We start from the raw sequence: 17,017 nt of genomic DNA on the forward strand, positions 1-17,017 counted from the left end.
GAGGGATCCGGGGGCACCCGGCCTCGGCCGCGTGCCCCCGGAAGTCGGGCGCTGCCTGATCAGCAACCCGAGATGGCCTGGCGCCCCGGCCGGGGCGACCGGATCAGGCGTGGTGGGTGAAGCCGACCTGGCCCGGCTTGCGGTTGGGCGCGAATCCGAGCTTGGCGAGGGTCTCGTCCGCGTCGGCGTAGCGCTCGCCGAGCTTGTAGATCTCGCGCGCCTCCTTGCCGGTGGCGACCTCGCGACCCAGCTCACCGGCGATGCGCACCAGCTGCTGGACCTGCTGCACCGAGGTCATCTTCTGGCCCTTGCGACCCCAGAGGGTGTCCTCGTTACCGCAGCGCGCGTGCAGACCCATCGCGATGGCCATGGTGTTGACCGGCAGCACACTGCGCATGAGCGTTTCCAGGGTCAGCACCGCGCCGTCGGGGACCCGGCGGATGAACTCCATCATGTTGTAGGGGTTGGGTCCGTCGAAGCCGCCGCCGATGCCGACCCAGGTCACCATGAGCGGGCCGGTGTAGATGCCGCGGCGGATCAGCCGTTCCACGGTCTCGAGCTGGGCGATGTTCGCGAGCTGGAAGTGCGGCTGAATTCCGGCCGCCTGCAATCGCTTCAGGTGCTCCTCCACCCAGCCCGGTCCTGCCGGGACGTGCATCTCGCGGTAGGCCTCGTACACCTCCGGGCGGGTGAACGAGGTGCCCGCGATGTCGTCGGCGGTCATCAGCTCGACGATGTTCATCTGATTGGTGTTGATGGCGATGGTGACCTGATCCGGCTTGGGATCCAGCGCGGCGAGCATGTGGCGTGCGTCGTCGGAGAGCCATTTGGCGTCCGCGCCATCGCCTTCCGGCGCGAACGAGATGGAGCCGCCGACCTGCAGGATCATGTCCGGCACCGCCTCCCGCAGCCGGCCCAGCAGCTCGTTGAATTTCGAGAGCCGCTTGGAGCCCTTGCCGTCGAGTTCCCGCACGTGGATGTGCAGGACCGTGGCGCCCGCCTCGTAGCAGTCGACCGCCTGCTGGACGTGCTGGTCCATGGTCAGCGGCAGGTCCTCGCTGAAATCCTCGGGCTCCCACTCCGGACCGTAGGGGGCCACGGTGATGACCAGCTTCTCCTGGACCTCCGGGAACAGCGCATCGTCATGAAAATGCATGGGTTTACTCCAATGTGGGTGGACTGGAAGGGATGTCAGTAGGGGAGGTCGCCGATGATCCCGGCGCGCTCCATCTTTCGGACCGCGGGCCAGTAATCCTGGACCGCGTAATGCTGGGTGCAGCGGTTGTCCCAGATGGCGAAGCTGTCGGGTGTCCACCGCCAGCGCACCTGGAACTCGGGGACCGCGGCCTGCCGCATCAGGTAGTGCAGCAGCTCCGCCGCGCCCGGCGCGTAATCGAAGCCGAAGCGCACGTGCTCGGGGGTGTGGTAATTGACCAGGTGCGTGGTGAAAGAGTTGACGAACAGGATCTGCTCGCCGGTCTCCGGGTGTGTGCGTACCACCGGGTGCTCGGCGTCCGGAAAGCGTTGCGCCAGTTCGTGACGCTGCTCCAGCGGCATGGCCGCGCCGAAGCTGGCCTCGATGCTGTGCCGGGCGCGCAGGCCCTGGATGCGGTTCTTGACCTCGTCGGGCAGACGCCGATACGCCTCGGCCATATTCACCCAGATGGTGTCGCCACCGACGGGCGGCGCCTCCACGCAGCGCAGCACCGAACCCATCGGCGGATGCTGTCGCCAGGTGGCATCGCAGTGGTAGGCGTTCTCGTAGTGTTCCGGCGCGCTGTCCAGATCCTTGTAGATGCGCACCAGGCCCGGGTGATCGGGGTCGCTGCCGGCGACCGGATGGTCCTCCAGCTCGCCGAAGCGACGGGCGAGCGCGACGTGGTCGGCGCGACTGATGTCCTGATCGCGGACGAACAGCACCTTGTATTCGAGCAGCAGGGCGCGCAATTCGGCGAAAAGGTCGTCGTCGTGCGCCGCTGCGGCCAGATCGACGCCGGACAGCTCGGCGCCGATGGTGCAGGTCAGCGGCGTCACGCCGATCGACGAGCGCAGGGTCGAATCTTCCAGCGGGGTAAGGGTTGTCATGACAGTCCTCCAAGGGGGTGTGAGCCGCGGCAACGGGCGGCCTGAGTGTCAGAGCACGAAGACCGAGGTGCCGACGCTGCGACCGGACTCCAGGTCGCGGTGCGCCTGCTGCGCGTCGGGCAGCACGTAGCGCTGGTTGATGTCGACGCGGATGCGGCCCGCGGCGACGTGGGAGAAGAGCTCACCCGCGAGTTCGGCTCGTTCGGTGGGGTCGGCGATGTAGTCGGCGAGCGCGGGGCGCGTCACGAACAGCGAACCCTTCACCGCCAACTGCATGGCGTCGATCGGGGGGACCGGGCCCGACGCGGTGCCGAAGCAGACGAGCAGGCCGCGCCGCGCCAAGGAATCCAGAGACGACTGATAGGTGGTCTTTCCGATGCTGTCGAAGACCACGGGCACGCCCTTGCCGTCGGTGATCTCCCGGACTCGTTCGGCGACGTTCTCGCGGGTGTAGAGCACCACGTGATCGCAGCCGTTCGCTCGGGCGATCGCGGCCTTCTCTTCGCTCGACACCGTCCCGATCACCGTGACGCCCAGCAACTTCGCCCACTGCGTGAACAGCGAGCCAACGCCGCCGGCGGCCGCGTGCAGCAGCACGGTGTCCCCGGCGCGCAGCGGGTGAATGCGCCGCAGCAGGTAGGCGGTGGTGAGTCCGCGCATGGTCATCGAGGCGGCGGTCTCGAACGGGATCTCCTCCGGCAACCGGATCAGGTGCTCGGCGGGCATCACTCGTTCGGTGCTGTAGGCACCGAGTGGGCTGCCGGTGTAGGTCACGCGATCACCCGCCCGGAAATCGGTGATGTCCGGACCGACCGCCTCGATCACGCCCGCCGCCTCGACGCCCATGCCGGCCGGCAGCGCCGCCGGGTAGAGGCCGGTGCGGAAGTAGGTGTCGGCGAAGTTCAAGCCGACCGCTTCGTGCCGAATCCGGACCTCGCCCCGTCCGGGCTCGCCGACTTCGGCTGTCTCCCACCGCAATACATCGGGTCCGCCGGTTTCGTAAAAGCGAACAGCTTGTGCCACAGTGCATCTCCTTTTGGACGCGACCGCGCCGGGGCGGCGATCGGCGTTCTGGGTCCGACAGGGGTACCCGGCACCGACCCGTCGCGTGCCCGCGGCTGCGGGGACGCTCGGAGGCCCGGGCTATCGAGAACGAAAGACCGGCCGCAGAATCCGGGCCGGGTGCGCTCACCGACCGCGATGTCCTGCTTTTCCGCTGGTCAATTCGTTGTGATGAACCCAGAGTAAGCCGGATCACACTCGATTGCTTATCCTCTCGGGACAGGAATCCATTCACTTCGGGACACAGGAGGATGCCCGGTGAAGCCGCTCGCCCGCTATGCCGCGTTGAGCAACTACGTGGAGCTGGGCCGATCCGTCGGCCTCGATCCGGTCCGCCTGGTGCGCGAATCCGGACTCGACCCGGCGAGCCTGACCCTGCAGGACCGCTGGGTGCCGGCCGCCACCATCGCCGAGCTGCTCGAACGCTCCGCCGCCGCCGGGCAGTGCGAGGACTTCGGGCTGCGCCTGGCCGAGCGGCGGCGCATCGCGAACCTCGGCCCGTTGAGCCTGGTCATCCGCGAGGAACCGGATGTGCGCAGCGCGCTACGGATCATGTCCCGGCACGCGCACATGTACAACGAGGCGTTGCACACTCGCCTCACCGAACGCAACGGCCTCGCCACCATCCGGCTCGGGCTCGACATCGGACAACCCGGCGAAACCCGCCAGTCCATCGAACTCGCCATCGGAGTGCTGCACGGCCTGTTGCGCGGATTCCTCGGCAGCGGCTGGCAGCCGGTGGAGACCCGATTCACCCACGCCGCGCCGTCCGACCGCAGCACCCATCACCGCATGCTCGGGCCGAGCATCACATTCGGTCAGGAATTCAACGGAATCATCATCTACACAACCGATCTCGATGCGCGCAACGCCATGTCGGACCCGCTGCTGCGCACCTACACCCAGCAGTTCCTCGATTCCGCCGACCTCGCCCCCGCCACCACCATCGACCGCGTGCGGGAACTGATCGAACTCCTGCTGCCGACCGGACGCTGCTCGATCGAACAGATCGCTCGCAGCCTCGGGGTCGACCGCCGCACCATCCACCGGCACCTCGCCGCCGAAGGCGAAACCTTCACCACCCTACTGGATTCCACCCGCGCCGAACTGGCTCAGCACCTGGTCACGAATCGCCGCCACTCCTTGACCCAGATAGCCGAAATGCTGGCCTTCTCCTCCCCCAGCAACTTCACCCGCTGGTTCACCAAACGCCACGGCTGCAGCCCGCGAACCTGGCGCGCCCAGGGCAAGCCCCCCGAACCGCGGTAGGCCTCACCCGTGTGCGGCACGCAGTCAACACCGTCGCGGCACAGGATGTCATCGATCGACGGCCGAGTTGGCTCCGAGGTCGAATTCTCATGTGCGGGCGAACCTGGTTACGAATTCGCCTACCGCCGTTACCAATCCGCCCTCCCGACCGATCTCTTCCTCCGTGCCGGCCACCACCCGGACCTTCTCCTTCAAGCCAGCACCCCCGGAACCCACCAGCCACGCTGACGACGTCTTCCGCCGGATCTTCGATCCAACCCCGGCCGACCGCTGAACGCCATCCGAGCCGGAGTCCAGGCCAATCCGATGCGGTTGTGTCCGAGCCTAAATGGCGATTCCCGAGCGTTCTGCCAGCGCGACGGGGCCGCTCCTACTGCCTTCCATGGTTCAGACGGATCTGCGCTACCAGGGCGCGGTGGTCTGAGCCCCGTAGGTCCGCTGTCTCCACGGTCACCGTTCGCCCCTCGGCGATGAGGATATGGTCGATACCGACCACGGGCGGCCACCGTTTGTCGGTGGGATAGGTGACCAGATGCCCGGCACCGGCTTGTACGGCGGCATCGGCGAAACGTCCTGACAACCAGGCGCGGTACTGCCAATGATCGTAGGTCGCGTTGAAGTCACCACCGACGATCACCGGCCGATCCGATGGCGACCGCTCGAGAATCTCGTGCAAACGGGACAACTCGTCGGCCCACACCTGGGTGCCGAACACCGGTGGTACCGGATGGAAGGCGTACACCGTGACCGGTCCAGCGCCTGGAATGTCTGCGGTCGCCGAGAGCTGGTTCAGCACGAACCCGTCATACTCGACAGTCTCCGACAGCGGATAGCTGCTCCAGATTCCCGTCCCGGCCGCGGTTCTGCCCGGGGAGAGATACCGGTAGGGCAACACTTGGTCGAGCCCCGCACGGCCGAGACCCTCAATCTCCGCCGGAGTGAGTTCGTTGACGGTCAGCACACCGATGTTCCGCGCGCGCACCTGGTCGACCAGCGCCCGAGGATCCGCTCCGTCGAACAGAAGATTGGCCTGCATCACCATCACCGCGGGCCCTTCGCCACCACCCGAGCGATGGACGTACAGCGGAGCTTGAGTCCACACCGCAGCGGCCACCACCACGACCGCCGCACCCGCACTGATCCAACGTCTCATGGCTACGAACGCCACAGTCCCAACGAGCGCGGCACCCATCAGATACGGCGCACCCGAAGCCGCCAAGACCAACACTCGCGACCCAGACCGACTGAAGTGCAACGCGACCCCCGCGGCTCCCGACAGTGTCGCAACCCACGCGAGCACGCCGACACCGACCCGAACCAACCTCGACATCACCCCCACAGACAAACACACAAGTCCCACAACACATGTCGAGGGCCAACCGGAGACAGGAGACCAGGACAGGCGAAAACGCGACTTACTCGGTTGTCTGCGCCGGGCGCGACGATGTAGCCGGGCGGCGTCCGGCGTCTCCACTGCCGGTCAAGGCAACTTCATTGTTTGTCGCGCGATTTCCACCGGAACCCCGCTTCCCGCCGACCCCAGGTCCAGGCGGTTGAGGAGGTTCTGGATAACGACGTACGGATTCATCGGCCGGTCCTTCGTCTGGAAATTCGTGCCAACTGGTTGTGACAGCCGTCACGGTGTGCTCTCATCAAGATACACAGATACATCTCATGTCTCTCTGTATCAGACTCACGAACAGGAAATCGGCATGGATGCACACCGTCTCAGCAGGCGCGACGCATTGAGGACAGGTGGCGGTTTGTTGGGCGTCGTCGGTGCGATGGCACTGACCGCGCGTACCGCGAGGGCGGAGCCATGGAGGTGGTCGCCCGCCGATTCGGTGGTCGGCGCCGGTGGCGGCGCCGACCCGTTGACCGTGTACGACCCCGATGCCGATTCCGTCTTGGCGGACGTGATCGACCACGCCGATGTGCCCGAGGTCAACAGGCTGCTGGCGACCTGGGTCTACAACGACCAGCCCCTGCCCGCCGGCCTGCCGAAAGGCTTGGCGGACTTCATCGAATCCGCTCGTCGGCTGCCCTCGTGGACCGACCAGGGCAAGCTGACCAGTTCCTTCGAGTTCAACAAGAAGCGCGGTCTGTATCTCGGCGTGCTGTATGCGTTCGCCAGCGGCATGATGTCCACGGTCATCCCGCACGAGGCGCTCGCGGTGTACTACTCACGCGGCGGATCGCACCTGAAGGAGCGCATCGCCAAGACCGCGAAATTCGGGTACGACATCGGCACCGTCAACGCCTACGGAGACGGTGGCGAGATGATCGTGACCTGTGTGAAAACCAGGATCATCCACGCGTCCGTGCGGCATCTGCTGCCGCAGTCGCCGCACTGGCCCGCAGGCGTCACGCCGATCAGTCAGGACGACATGATGGTCACCTGGCACAGCTTGGCCACCACCATCATGCGGACCCTCACCGCGTGGAAAGTCCCCATCCCGGCCGCGGAATCCGATGGCTACCTGCACAGTTGGCAGCTGGCCGCGCATCTGCTCGGCATTCGCGACGAGTACATCCCGGCGACCTGGGAGCAGGCCGACGCGCAGGCAAGCCAGCAGCTCGACCCGATCCTGGCACCGACCGCCGAGGGCAACGACCTGGCCAACCAGTTGCTCAACCTCGGCGCCGATCTCGACCTGACGCTGCTCAGCCGCGGCATTCTGGGCGCGTTCACGCGATTCATCATGGGAGACAAGGTCGCCGACTGGCTCAACATTCCTCGGGAACCGGTCTGGAGCCCGCTGCTCGAGGTGGCGTGGGGCCCGTTCGTCGCGGTTCGGGAAGGAGTGCTGTCGGTGGCGCCGGTGGTGGACGCTCCCTACTGGATGTTCGACGAGTTCCTGCGCCAGTTCGCCCTGTGGTATGTGGCCGAACTACGGATGCCCCTGAGTATCGAAATCCCGCTGACCAACCGATGATTCGCCGTCCTCGCCCAGGAAGATTCCGGTACGGACGACACTCGGCCCGGCGCGTGATACCCCGCTGGACTCGATGAAACAGCTAACGTACCCGCGTATCAACAACGATGTGGAGTGTGTGCAACGCGAACATCAGGCGAAGCGCGATCGCGGCGCAGCCCGAGAACTGACGCAGGACAAGATGTTTCAGGAGGACACCGTGGAATCTGCGCCGCCCGCGAATGAGCTCCCCGCCGGGAAATCCCTGCTCGAACGCGCCTACCTGCAGGCCGTCGAACAGGTCGACGACACCGACCCGATGCGCACCCGCATCCTCGACGCGGCCGAGGAACAATTCCGGCGGTGGGGTATCCAGCGCTCGACCATGGAGGACGTCGCGCGCACGGCGGGGATCTCACGGATCACCGTCTACCGCCGCTTCGCCACCAAAGAAGAACTGGTCGAACGCGTCATCCTGCGTGAATTCCGCCGGTACTTCGACACATTCCTCGTCGATATCGCGGCGGCGACGAATGTCGGCGACCGCGTCGTTCTCGGATTCGTGAGCTCCCTGCGCGCACTGCGCGGCAACCCCCTCATCGGCGCACTGATCACCGCCGAACCCGACCACTTCGTCAGCTCACTGGTCGGCGACGACGGACGAGCGGTCGCCATGGTCCGGGAATTCGTAGCCCATCAGCTCCGCCAGGAACAGCGGGCCGGCACCATTCCCCCGGACCTGCACATCGAACTGGTCGCCGAGTTGATGGTCCGAATCTGCGCCTCGTTCTTGGCAATTCCGAGCCAGGTCGTCGACCTCGACGACGACGAACAACTCGCCGCCATCGCCCGCCAATTCCTGGTCCCCATGCTCGGCCCGCACGGGCGATAGCGCGCGAACACTGGCGATCGTCTTGCGAAGTCCGGTTTTGTCACGGTGGCCGAACCGTCATCCGCGATCGGTGCGGGGATTCATGGTCGCGGATATCTGGTTGACCAGGCGCCAGGGGCGGTCGGCGTCGGCCTGGGCCTTGCCGCTGGTGAGGATGGCGCCCGACAGATTGCGGGCACGATCGGACCAGCCGTATTGGGTGGTGAGGCCGCTGCGGCCGAAGTGGGATTCGGTGTCGCGGCCGAACTTCGAGCGGCGGGCGCCCAGTTCGTAGCCCGCCACGGAGACCCGGCCCGCCATGCCGGGCAGCCAGGGGGCGGGTTGGATTGCGGCGGCGAGGGTTTCGGGGCGCATGATGCGGATTCCGTCGAGTTCGCCGCCGCGGGTGAGGATTTCATAGAAGCGGGAGAGTTCGGCGGCGGTGGTGACGAGGTTGCCGGAGGGGAGTTCGGCGGTGAGGAAGGCGCGGGCGGCGGCCGGGTCGGTCGGGCCGGAGAGGCCGCCGCCGAGGGCTCGGCCCGCCAGGTGGCGCCAGAGTTTGGAGGGTCCGGGGCCGACCTTGACGCTGGGCACCACCTGGTCGACGTCCTCGGGGCGGACGCCGAAATTGGTCCAGCGGAAGCCGAGTGGCTCGAGGACCTGTTCGCGCAGATGGTCGCGCATGGCTTTGCCGGTGGCACGCTGGACCACCAGGCGCTGGATCAGTCCGCCGGTCAGTGCGTGATACACGCGAAACCGGTTGGGCGGCCAGCTCGGAACCAGGTCGGCCAGGCCCTGGACGGCGAGTTCCTCGTCGAGGACCAGGTCGGAGCCGCGGTGGGGAGGGGTGATGAACGGGACGCCCGCGGAATGGGAGAGGACGTCACCGATGGTGATGCGGTCCTTGCCATGGCCGGCGAATTCGGGGATGTAGTCGCGCACCGGGTCGGTGAGCGCGAAGGCGCCCTGTTCGATGAGCATGAACATCAAGGCGGCGGATACGCCCTTGGCCGTGGAGAATCCGCAGAACGGCGAGTCGGGGGTCACCGGGCGTTTGTCGGCGTCGGGGGAATCCTTGGGCGCATTGCCCCAGCCGTGGCCGATCGCCCGGTTCAGCACGATGTGACCGTGACGGCGCAGGCACACCTGGATGGCGGGTGTGGTCCCCATGCGGTACCAGTCCTGCACGGATCGCCAGATCGCCTCGATATCGCCGGGCGCGAGTCCGGCATCGGCGGGGTCGGCTTCGGGTCCGAGGGTGGTCACCGCGTCGAGGTCCGGGTCGATCCGCACCAGCGCTGTCATACCTGGGCTCATCCGACCAGCATAGGGAGATCCCGGTTCACAGGAAGCTCCCAGCAAGGAGTCAGGGTCTTCACCGGCTGGCGCGACACACTCCCGCGGTGAGCGTGACCACTGCCGAGCTGGCCCCGTCCGAACCGACCGCCCCGCCGTCCGAGACATCATCGGAAGGCCTCTCCCCTGCCCGCCGCTGGGAACGGCCGGCGCTGGCGCTGCTGCTCATCGGCACCGCCATCGCATACCTGTGGAACATCACGGTCAACCAGATGGGCAACGGCTTCTACGCGGCGGCCGCCTGGTCCGGATCGCAGGACTGGAAGGCATTGCTGTTCGGGTCGCTGGATCCGGGCAACTTCATCACCGTCGACAAGCCGCCGGTCTCACAGTGGGTCATGGGCCTGTCCGGGCAGCTGTTCGGGTTCAGCAGCGCGAGCATGCTTGCGCCGCAGGCAATCATGGCGGTGGGTGCGGTCGCGCTCATGTACGGCGCGGTCACCCGGGTCACCCGCAGCCGCGGCGCGGGCCTGCTGGCGGGTCTGGTGCTCGCGGTGACGCCCGTGGTGGCGTTGATGTTCCGGTTCAACAATCCGGACGCCGCCATGGTGCTGCTCATGACCGCCGCGGCCTACTGCACGGTGCGCGCGCTGCCGCGGGCGAGCCGGAAGTGGATCGTGCTGACCGGTGTCGCACTGGGATTCGCATTCCTGGCCAAGATGCTCGAGGGCCTCATGGTGCTGCCCGCGCTCGGGCTGGCCTATGTGATCGTCGCGCCGACCACGCTGCGCAACCGGCTGCTGCACTCGCTGGCGGCGCTGGGCGCGCTGATCGTCTCTTCCGGCTGGTACGTGCTGCTCACCATTGTCTGGCCCGCCGATTCGCGCCCCTACCTGGCGGGATCGAAGGACAACACCTTCATGGACCTGGTGCTGGGCTACAACGGTTTCGCCCGCTATCTGGGCAAGAACCACATGGGCGGCAACGCCAAGAACCCCTTCGAACTACCCGAGGGCTACCAGATTCCGAAGGCGCTCGAGGGCGGGGGGTTCGGTGGCGGGTTCGGCAACGGGCCGGACCGGATGTTCACCGGTGAGATCGGTTTCGAGATCTCGTGGCTGCTGCCGGCGGCGCTGCTCGCGTTCGTGCTGGTGCTGGTGTCGCGGGGGCGCCGGCCGCGCACCGATCTGATCCGCGGCACGGCGCTGGTGTTCGGTCTGTGGCTGGTCATCGACGGGGTGCTGTTCTCGGCGATGAAGTCGGGCATGCACGCCTACTACACCCTCGCCGTCGCCCCGGCGATCGCGGGCTGCTTCGCCATCGGCGCGTACGAGGTGTGGCGGCGACGGGCCGAGGCGTTCGGCCGCGTGGGCGGCGCCGGCCTGATCCTCTCGGCGGGGATCTGGGGTTTCGTGCTGCTGCAACGCAATTCCGACTGGCAGCCGTGGCTGCGCTGGACGGTGCTGGCGGTCACGGTGATCTCGGCGCTGGGATTGCTCGTGCTGGCGCTGCCGATCGCGGCCCGCTGGGACCGGCTGCGCGGCCGCGGGACCACGGTGCTGCTCGTCGTCGGTGTGATCGCGGGCCTGACCGGCTCCACGGCGTATGCGGCCGCGACCCTGCCGCAGTCGCACACCGGCGGCGGCCCGACCGTGGGCCCGCCTCGGCCCAAGAAGGCCGGACCGGCCGACCAGTTCCGCAAGCAGCTCGAGACGCTGTTCGGTGGTCAGACCGATCCGCAGCTGGTCACGCTGCTGCAGCAGACCAATACCAAGTGGTCGGCCGCCATCGACCGTTCGTCGCCCGCGGCCGGGCTCGAATTGGCCAGCCGCACATCGGTCCTCGCCATCGGCGGCTTCACCTCCGAGGACCCGGTGCCGACGCTGCCCCAGTTCGAGGACATGGTCCGCAACCACGAGATCACCTACTACCTGGCTCCCGAGGTCCCGCTGCCCGACTCCTGGCGGGTGGATCCGAAGCCCGCTGACACCGCCGCGCCCGCGCAATCGGGTGCGAAGCAGGGCGTCTGGCGTCCGACGGGCAACAAGGAGATCCTCGACTGGGTGACCGCCCACTACACGGCGACCCAGCACTTCGGTTACATGGCGGCCTACGACCTGACGGTCCAGCCGCACTGATCCCTACGGCGGCGTCCCCGAATTCCGGCTCGGCCCACCGAGTCCCATCGATCCGGGGACGCCGCCGAGGCCTTTCCGGGCCGGCCATGGAGAACCTCGTGAACGCGCGCTGCTCCGGTCAGGCCCGTGGTGCAGTAGCACTCGGACCGACCCAGGCGCTGAGCGCTTCGAAAAGACCTGTGTCGCAGGGTTCATCCGCGGCCCATGCCACGTAGCCGTCCGGCCGGACCAGGACTGCTGTCGGCGCGGGGATGTCGCCGAGGCCGGGTACCGGCCACCGGCCCGCATCGCAGCGGGCGTGGACGACGTCGATGTGACCTTGCCAATCGCCGAGTCGCGGGCGGATTCCGTTCAGGGACAGCAGGACCGGACGGCCGCTGCGGAGTAGTTCGTGGACGCGCGTACCGCCGGTGGGCAGCGTGAGGTCGACGTCGGGGACGCGATAGCCGGACAACGGGTGGCCGTCGCCGACGTCGTAGCGGATGTCCAGGCCGAAGAGCATGTCGCCGAGGCGGTTTCGGACCTCGTCGATGTCGAAGAGTCCGGCGAACGTTTCACGCAGCGCCTCGGTGTGCGGCCCTGGGCGCATGAGCGCGATCTGGGCGCGGGTGTTCTGCAGGACGCGCGCGGCGACCGGCCGGCGTTCGGATTCGTAGGTGTCGAGCATGGCCTCGGGCGCGCGGCCGTGCAGAACGGCGGCCAGCTTCCAACCCAGATTGGCGGCATCCTGCACCCCGGTGTTCAATCCCTGGCCGCCGGCGGGGAAATGGATGTGCGCGGCATCGCCCGCCAGCAGTACGCGGCTCGAACGGTAGCGTTCGGCCAGGCGGGCCGCGTCGCCGAACTGCGACACCCAGCGGGGACTGTGCATCCCGTAGTCGTTGCCGGCCACCTCGCGGAAGGATGCCCGGAAATCTTCGAAGGAAGGTTGGGCCGCGTGGTCGAGGACGCGGTCGTGCCGGTTGACCATGAGCCGGAACCAGCCGGGCTGCAATGGAAGGACCGAGAAATCACCCGGCCCGCGACGCTCGGTCAGGATCCAGCCGGGCGGCGGGTCCGCCAGTTCGGCGTCGGCGATCATGCCGACCATGGTCGCGTCGGTCCCGGCGAACTCGATCCCGGCCAGCTTGCGGACCGCACTGCGGCCACCATCGCAGCCGACCAGATATGCGGCCCGGACGCGGCGGCCGTGCGCTCCACCGACCCGGATCTCGACACCATCGGAGTCCTGCTCGAGGCCGACAACCGGTGAATCCCATCTCACGGGTGCGTCCAATTCGGTTGCGTACCGGTCGAGTTGGGTCTCGAGATCGGCCTGAGTGATGACCAGTCCGGTCGGATACCGGGTGGCCAGATCGCCGAACTCGATGGGCAGCCCGGCGAAATGCCCCGGACCCCGGCCGCGGAACACATAGCCGTGCGGCAGCACTCGCTCCATCAGCCCGCGCTGATCGAGGATCTCCATGGTCCGGGCATTGATGCCACCCGCCCGTGACTGTCCGGTGCGGGCGGTGAGGGCATCCAGCAGGACCACTTCGATTCCCGCGAGCCGCAATTCGCAGGCGAGCATCAGCCCGGTCGGACCGGCTCCGGCGATGACGACACCGGTCTGGTAAACATTGTTCACCAGACGAAGGCTAAGGGAGGTGATCCGTATCGTCAACCACGCAAACCCGGCCGCCGCGTGCCCACCGCTAGGCTCTGGACCGATGGTCAAACGCGGATTGAGCCGGGATCGGCTGGTAGACATCGCCCACGAGTACGTGTCGGCGAACGGATTGGACGCGCTCACCATGCGGCGACTGGCGGCGGCCGCCGAGGTGACTCCCGGCGCGCTGTACAAGCATCTGAAGGATCGCCGAGATCTCCAGCGCGCCATGTCCGATGCCGTCTACGCCACCATCGACCTGTCCGATATCGACCTCGACGCCCCGACGCTCGCCCAGGTCGTCGCCTGCTGCGAGCGCATGCGCGCGGCGATGCTCCGATTCCGTGACGGCGGTCGCATCGTCGCGGGCTCCTACTCCCCCTTCGCGGCCACGGTGGAACTGTCGGGCACCCTCATGACACTCCTGCAGGGCATCGTCGTACCGCCCTTCGAACCCGGCGACCTGCAATCGGTCCTGCGCTCCTACACAACCGGTTTCGTCATCGAGGAACAGGCCTACCTGGAACTCGAGCGGTCCGGCGAATGGCAGCCACTGGTCTCGGCCCTCACCGCCGGCGCCCCACGCCCGAACCCCACCGGCGACACCATCTCCATCATGACCGGCGGACGCGACCGCAGATTCACCGCCGGCCTCACCGCCATCCTCGCGGGGACGGTCCGCGAGGACCGCCGCCGGTAGCCCGAGTATCGCCCGATCAGGGGGTGACGATCGGGAATGTCGGCTCGAAATCGTCCAGCAACGTGGCGAGTTCGCCGAGTGCGGTCACATCACCGTCGAGGGTGATGGCGCCCGAGCGGGCGAGTTCCCCGGCGCTGCCCGGGGTCAGCAGCACCTCGACGAGCGCCGCCTTCGGGCCCGACACCGTCACCCGGACATCGTCGGCGCGCCCCTGGCGGGCGTTGAGAACGCCGCGGCGCACCCACATCGTCCACTGCTGTCCGGAATCGGTGAAATCGAGATTGATGCCGATGTTCGCGCCGGTGGCCTTTTCGCCGATCACGTGGACCGCGACGAAGTCGAAGAGGATGTCGATCGGCATGGCCAGAATCGAGTCCGGGCCGGCCGTCACATAGGGCGGCGGCTGCACACCCGCACGCAATTCCTTTGCGGCGCTGAGGAAGACGCCCCGCCACTGCGGCCCCTCGGCCTGATACCCCATCTGCTCGTAGGCGTCGGCCTGCAATTCCCGGGCCGCGGTATTGCCCGGATCGGCGAAGACCAGTTTGTGCAGGATCTCGGTCGCCCACCGATAGTCGCCGGCCTCGAAAGCGCGCCGGCCTTCGGCGAGAATCGCGTCGGCTCCGGCGAATTCGACGAAGCGGGTGGCCGAGTCGACCGGCGTGTGCGGGTGCAGCGACACCGGATCGCCGTCCCACATGCCGAGCTCCTTGGTGAACACCGCGCGCACATTGTGATGCACGGTGCCGTGATAGCCGCGATTGGCCCAGTTGCGGCCCAATTCATCGGGCAGTTCGATGATCTCGGCCGCCTCCAACGGGGTATATCCCTTGTTGGCCAGCCGCAGCGCTTGGTCGTGGATGTACTTGTAGGTGTCGCGTTGTGTTTCCAGCAGGGCACACACCTGGTCATTGCCCCACACCGGCCAGGTGTGCGGTCCGTAGTGCACCACGGCATCGTCGCCCCACCGTTCCAGTGACTCGTCGAGGTAGCGGGCGAAATTGCGGGCATCGCGGGTGCGGGCGCCACGCAGGGTCTGAATGTTGTGCAGCGCATGGTTCGCGTTCTCCGCGCAGGTCAGTGCCTTCAGCTCCGGAATCCAGATGTGCAGTTCCTCGGGCGCCTCGGTGTCGGGGGCGTAGAGGAATTCGAACTCCAGTCCGGCGATCTCGCGCCGCGTGCCGGTCTCGGTGATCGAGTCGGTAGGCGAAATGTAGGAGACGGTCGCGCCTTTGGTGGAGATGATGCCGATGCCGCAGGTGATGTGCCCGGTGGCGTTCAGGTCCAGCAGACCGCCGAAGGCGTAGAAACTGCGGCGCGACATGGCATTTCCGGCGATGACGTTCTCACCGATGGCGAACTTGTCGAACGACTTGATCGTGCCCGGGGCGATGATCGGAACCTTCCCCGACGCCACGTCCGCGGGATCGATCACGCCCTTCACGCCGCCGTAGTGGTCGACGTGCGTGTGGGTGTAGATGACGGCCGCGACCGGTTTGTCGGAAACGTGCGCGCGGATCAGGTCCATGCCCTGCTTCGCCGACTCCACCCCGAACATGCAGTCGACCACGATCAATCCGTCGTCGCCCTCGATGACGGTCAGGTTGGCCATGTCGTTGTTACGGACCTGGTAGATCCGATCGGACACCTGATACAGGCCACCCAGTTTGATGAGCTGACTCTGCCGCCACAGGCTCGGATCGACCGTGTCGGGCGCGGGCGCACCCTCTTCGATCCAGTCCAGGGCGTGCGGGTCGAAGATGACCGAACCGTCACCGGCGATGACACTCCCCGGCAGTTCGGCGATCAGGCCGCGTCGCACATCCGAGTAGTCCTGCACGTTCGCCAGGTCGTAGCGCGCAGCCGCGTCACGATGCACGCGGGCGGTCTCCGGGGTCGCAGGTTTCGGCTGGGTGCACATATCGACTCCATTCTTCGATCCGTGTTGCCCGAAGTGTTGCCGCGCCTTGAAAACTACGCCTCAGCCGTTGGGGCGCGAATCGGTCGGGTGGGGGTCGCGGTAGTAATCGCGCGAAGAACAACACATATGGCTGGACCGGCAGCGATGTGTGAGGCGGCGGCATGCGTGGACGAGTTCGGGTGGGTGGAGTTCGGTGAGTTCGGTGTCGAAGGTGGCGAGGATGCCGGCGATGCCGGCCCAGGACCAGGCGCCGAGAGTGAGTCGGCAGTGCTCGGTGTCGAGGTGTTCCACGACGGAACCTCCTGGTGCCCAGCGGGCCACGATGTGAGCGGGCAGGTTGAGCCGGGCGGTGCCCGTGTATGGCCAGTCTGCAGGGGTGTCGCCGCGGTCGTGGGTGCTCATCACGAAGTGGGCGAGGTCGTCGCCGGGAAGCGCGCGGGCGGAGAAATGCTGAGTAGTGGGGCGGGTGTGCAGTCGGTCGACGCGGTGTACTCGCCATCGATGGTCGGTGACGTCGTAGGCGACCAGGTACCACCGGGCGGCCCAGACGACCAGGTGATGGGGCTCGATGCGGTGGGCGGGCAGGAAGTCGGGGTCACCGGGTTCGGGGCGTGTGCCGTCGGGACGCAGTGTCTCGGTGACCAGTAGGTGGCGGTGGCGGACCGCGGTTCCGACGGTGGTGAGGGCGGCCGGGTCGATCGGGGGCGCGGGGAACTCCCAATAGTTCCGCAGCCGGGTCAGGCGCAGGGATTCCATGGATGCCCGCAGCGCGGGGGGCATGACTTGGTGCAGAGTGGCCAGTGCCCGCGCCGCGTCGTCTCCGAGGCCGAACATCGTGCTGGGCGCGGTCTGCAGAGCCACCGCGATCGCGAGGGCCTGGTCGTGATCGAACAGCAGCGGCGGCAGGGTCCGCCCGGCGCCGAGCCGGTAGCCGCCGTCGGGGCCGTGGATGGTGGTGATCGGATAGTCGAGCCGGCGCAGGGTTTCGATGTCGCGGCGGATGGTGCGTTCGCTGGCCCCGAGCCGGGTGGCGAGCTCGCGCAGCGACCACTGCTGGCCTGTTCCGAGCAGGGACAGCAGTCGCAACGCCCGGCGTGAGGTGTTCGCCATCG

General features: G+C 67.3%; 13 protein-coding genes. 5 read left to right on the forward strand and 8 right to left on the reverse strand.

Going from position 1 to position 17,017, the window contains the following annotated elements:
- Positions 1-103 precede the first annotated feature (103 nt).
- From ABZV44_RS07060 to ABZV44_RS07070, 3 genes are read right to left on the reverse strand one after another with little or no spacing between them, the layout of a single operon-like run.
- Positions 104-1,156, reverse strand: a complete 1,053-nt coding sequence (locus ABZV44_RS07060) for a 3-keto-5-aminohexanoate cleavage protein (protein ID WP_354832900.1) — start codon at positions 1,154-1,156, stop codon at positions 104-106.
- 35 nt (positions 1,157-1,191) lie between these two features.
- The gene (locus ABZV44_RS07065) at positions 1,192-2,085 is read right to left on the reverse strand and encodes a TauD/TfdA family dioxygenase (RefSeq protein WP_354832902.1); all 894 of its coding nucleotides are present in this window, start codon (positions 2,083-2,085) and stop codon (positions 1,192-1,194) included.
- A gap of 48 nt (positions 2,086-2,133) precedes the next feature.
- Positions 2,134-3,108: a quinone oxidoreductase gene (locus ABZV44_RS07070; RefSeq protein WP_354832904.1), complete on the reverse strand. Its 975-nt coding sequence runs from the start codon at positions 3,106-3,108 to the stop codon at positions 2,134-2,136.
- A gap of 297 nt (positions 3,109-3,405) precedes the next feature.
- On the opposite strand from ABZV44_RS07070, the gene ABZV44_RS07075 reads away from it, so the two are divergent.
- On the forward strand, positions 3,406-4,416 hold the full coding sequence (locus tag ABZV44_RS07075; protein ID WP_354832906.1) for an AraC family transcriptional regulator: 1,011 nt from the start codon (positions 3,406-3,408) through the stop codon (positions 4,414-4,416).
- Between the two features lie 370 nt (positions 4,417-4,786).
- On the opposite strand, the gene ABZV44_RS07080 is transcribed toward ABZV44_RS07075, so the two are convergent.
- The gene (locus ABZV44_RS07080) at positions 4,787-5,536 is read right to left on the reverse strand and encodes an endonuclease/exonuclease/phosphatase family protein (RefSeq protein ID WP_354832908.1); all 750 of its coding nucleotides are present in this window, start codon (positions 5,534-5,536) and stop codon (positions 4,787-4,789) included.
- A 592-nt stretch (positions 5,537-6,128) separates the two neighbouring features.
- Here ABZV44_RS07080 and ABZV44_RS07085 point away from each other — a divergent pair.
- Entirely contained in the window at positions 6,129-7,352 is a 1,224-nt protein-coding gene (locus ABZV44_RS07085) for an oxygenase MpaB family protein (protein ID WP_354832910.1), read from the forward strand.
- A gap of 199 nt (positions 7,353-7,551) precedes the next feature.
- Entirely contained in the window at positions 7,552-8,223 is a 672-nt protein-coding gene (locus ABZV44_RS07090) for a TetR family transcriptional regulator (protein WP_354832912.1), read from the forward strand.
- Positions 8,224-8,280: 57 nt separating this feature from the next.
- On the opposite strand, the gene ABZV44_RS07095 is transcribed toward ABZV44_RS07090, so the two are convergent.
- The gene (locus ABZV44_RS07095) at positions 8,281-9,519 is read right to left on the reverse strand and encodes a serine hydrolase (RefSeq protein ID WP_354832914.1); all 1,239 of its coding nucleotides are present in this window, start codon (positions 9,517-9,519) and stop codon (positions 8,281-8,283) included.
- 86 nt (positions 9,520-9,605) lie between these two features.
- Between ABZV44_RS07095 and ABZV44_RS07100 the strand changes: the two genes are divergently transcribed.
- A complete protein-coding gene (locus ABZV44_RS07100) occupies positions 9,606-11,636 on the forward strand; it encodes a glycosyltransferase family 39 protein (protein WP_354832916.1) in 2,031 nt (676 codons plus the stop codon).
- A 118-nt stretch (positions 11,637-11,754) separates the two neighbouring features.
- Here the strand turns inward: ABZV44_RS07100 and ABZV44_RS07105 are convergent, their stop codons facing one another.
- Positions 11,755-13,263: an FAD-dependent monooxygenase gene (locus ABZV44_RS07105; RefSeq protein WP_354832918.1), complete on the reverse strand. Its 1,509-nt coding sequence runs from the start codon at positions 13,261-13,263 to the stop codon at positions 11,755-11,757.
- An 82-nt stretch (positions 13,264-13,345) separates the two neighbouring features.
- Between ABZV44_RS07105 and ABZV44_RS07110 the strand changes: the two genes are divergently transcribed.
- Complete coding sequence (locus ABZV44_RS07110) at positions 13,346-13,984, forward strand: TetR/AcrR family transcriptional regulator (RefSeq protein ID WP_354832920.1); 639 nt, start codon at positions 13,346-13,348, stop codon at positions 13,982-13,984.
- A gap of 16 nt (positions 13,985-14,000) precedes the next feature.
- On the opposite strand, the gene ABZV44_RS07115 is transcribed toward ABZV44_RS07110, so the two are convergent.
- Positions 14,001-15,905 carry an alkyl sulfatase dimerization domain-containing protein gene (locus tag ABZV44_RS07115; RefSeq protein ID WP_354832921.1) on the reverse strand — a complete coding sequence of 635 codons (1,905 nt, stop codon included), beginning with the start codon at positions 15,903-15,905 and terminating at the stop codon, positions 14,001-14,003.
- Positions 15,906-15,965: 60 nt separating this feature from the next.
- A complete protein-coding gene (locus tag ABZV44_RS07120) occupies positions 15,966-17,015 on the reverse strand; it encodes a WYL domain-containing protein (protein ID WP_354832923.1) in 1,050 nt (349 codons plus the stop codon).
- Positions 17,016-17,017: the final 2 nt, after the last annotated feature.

Source organism: Nocardia sp. NPDC004860, from assembly GCF_040609015.1.
Taxonomy (GTDB): domain Bacteria; phylum Actinomycetota; class Actinomycetes; order Mycobacteriales; family Mycobacteriaceae; genus Nocardia.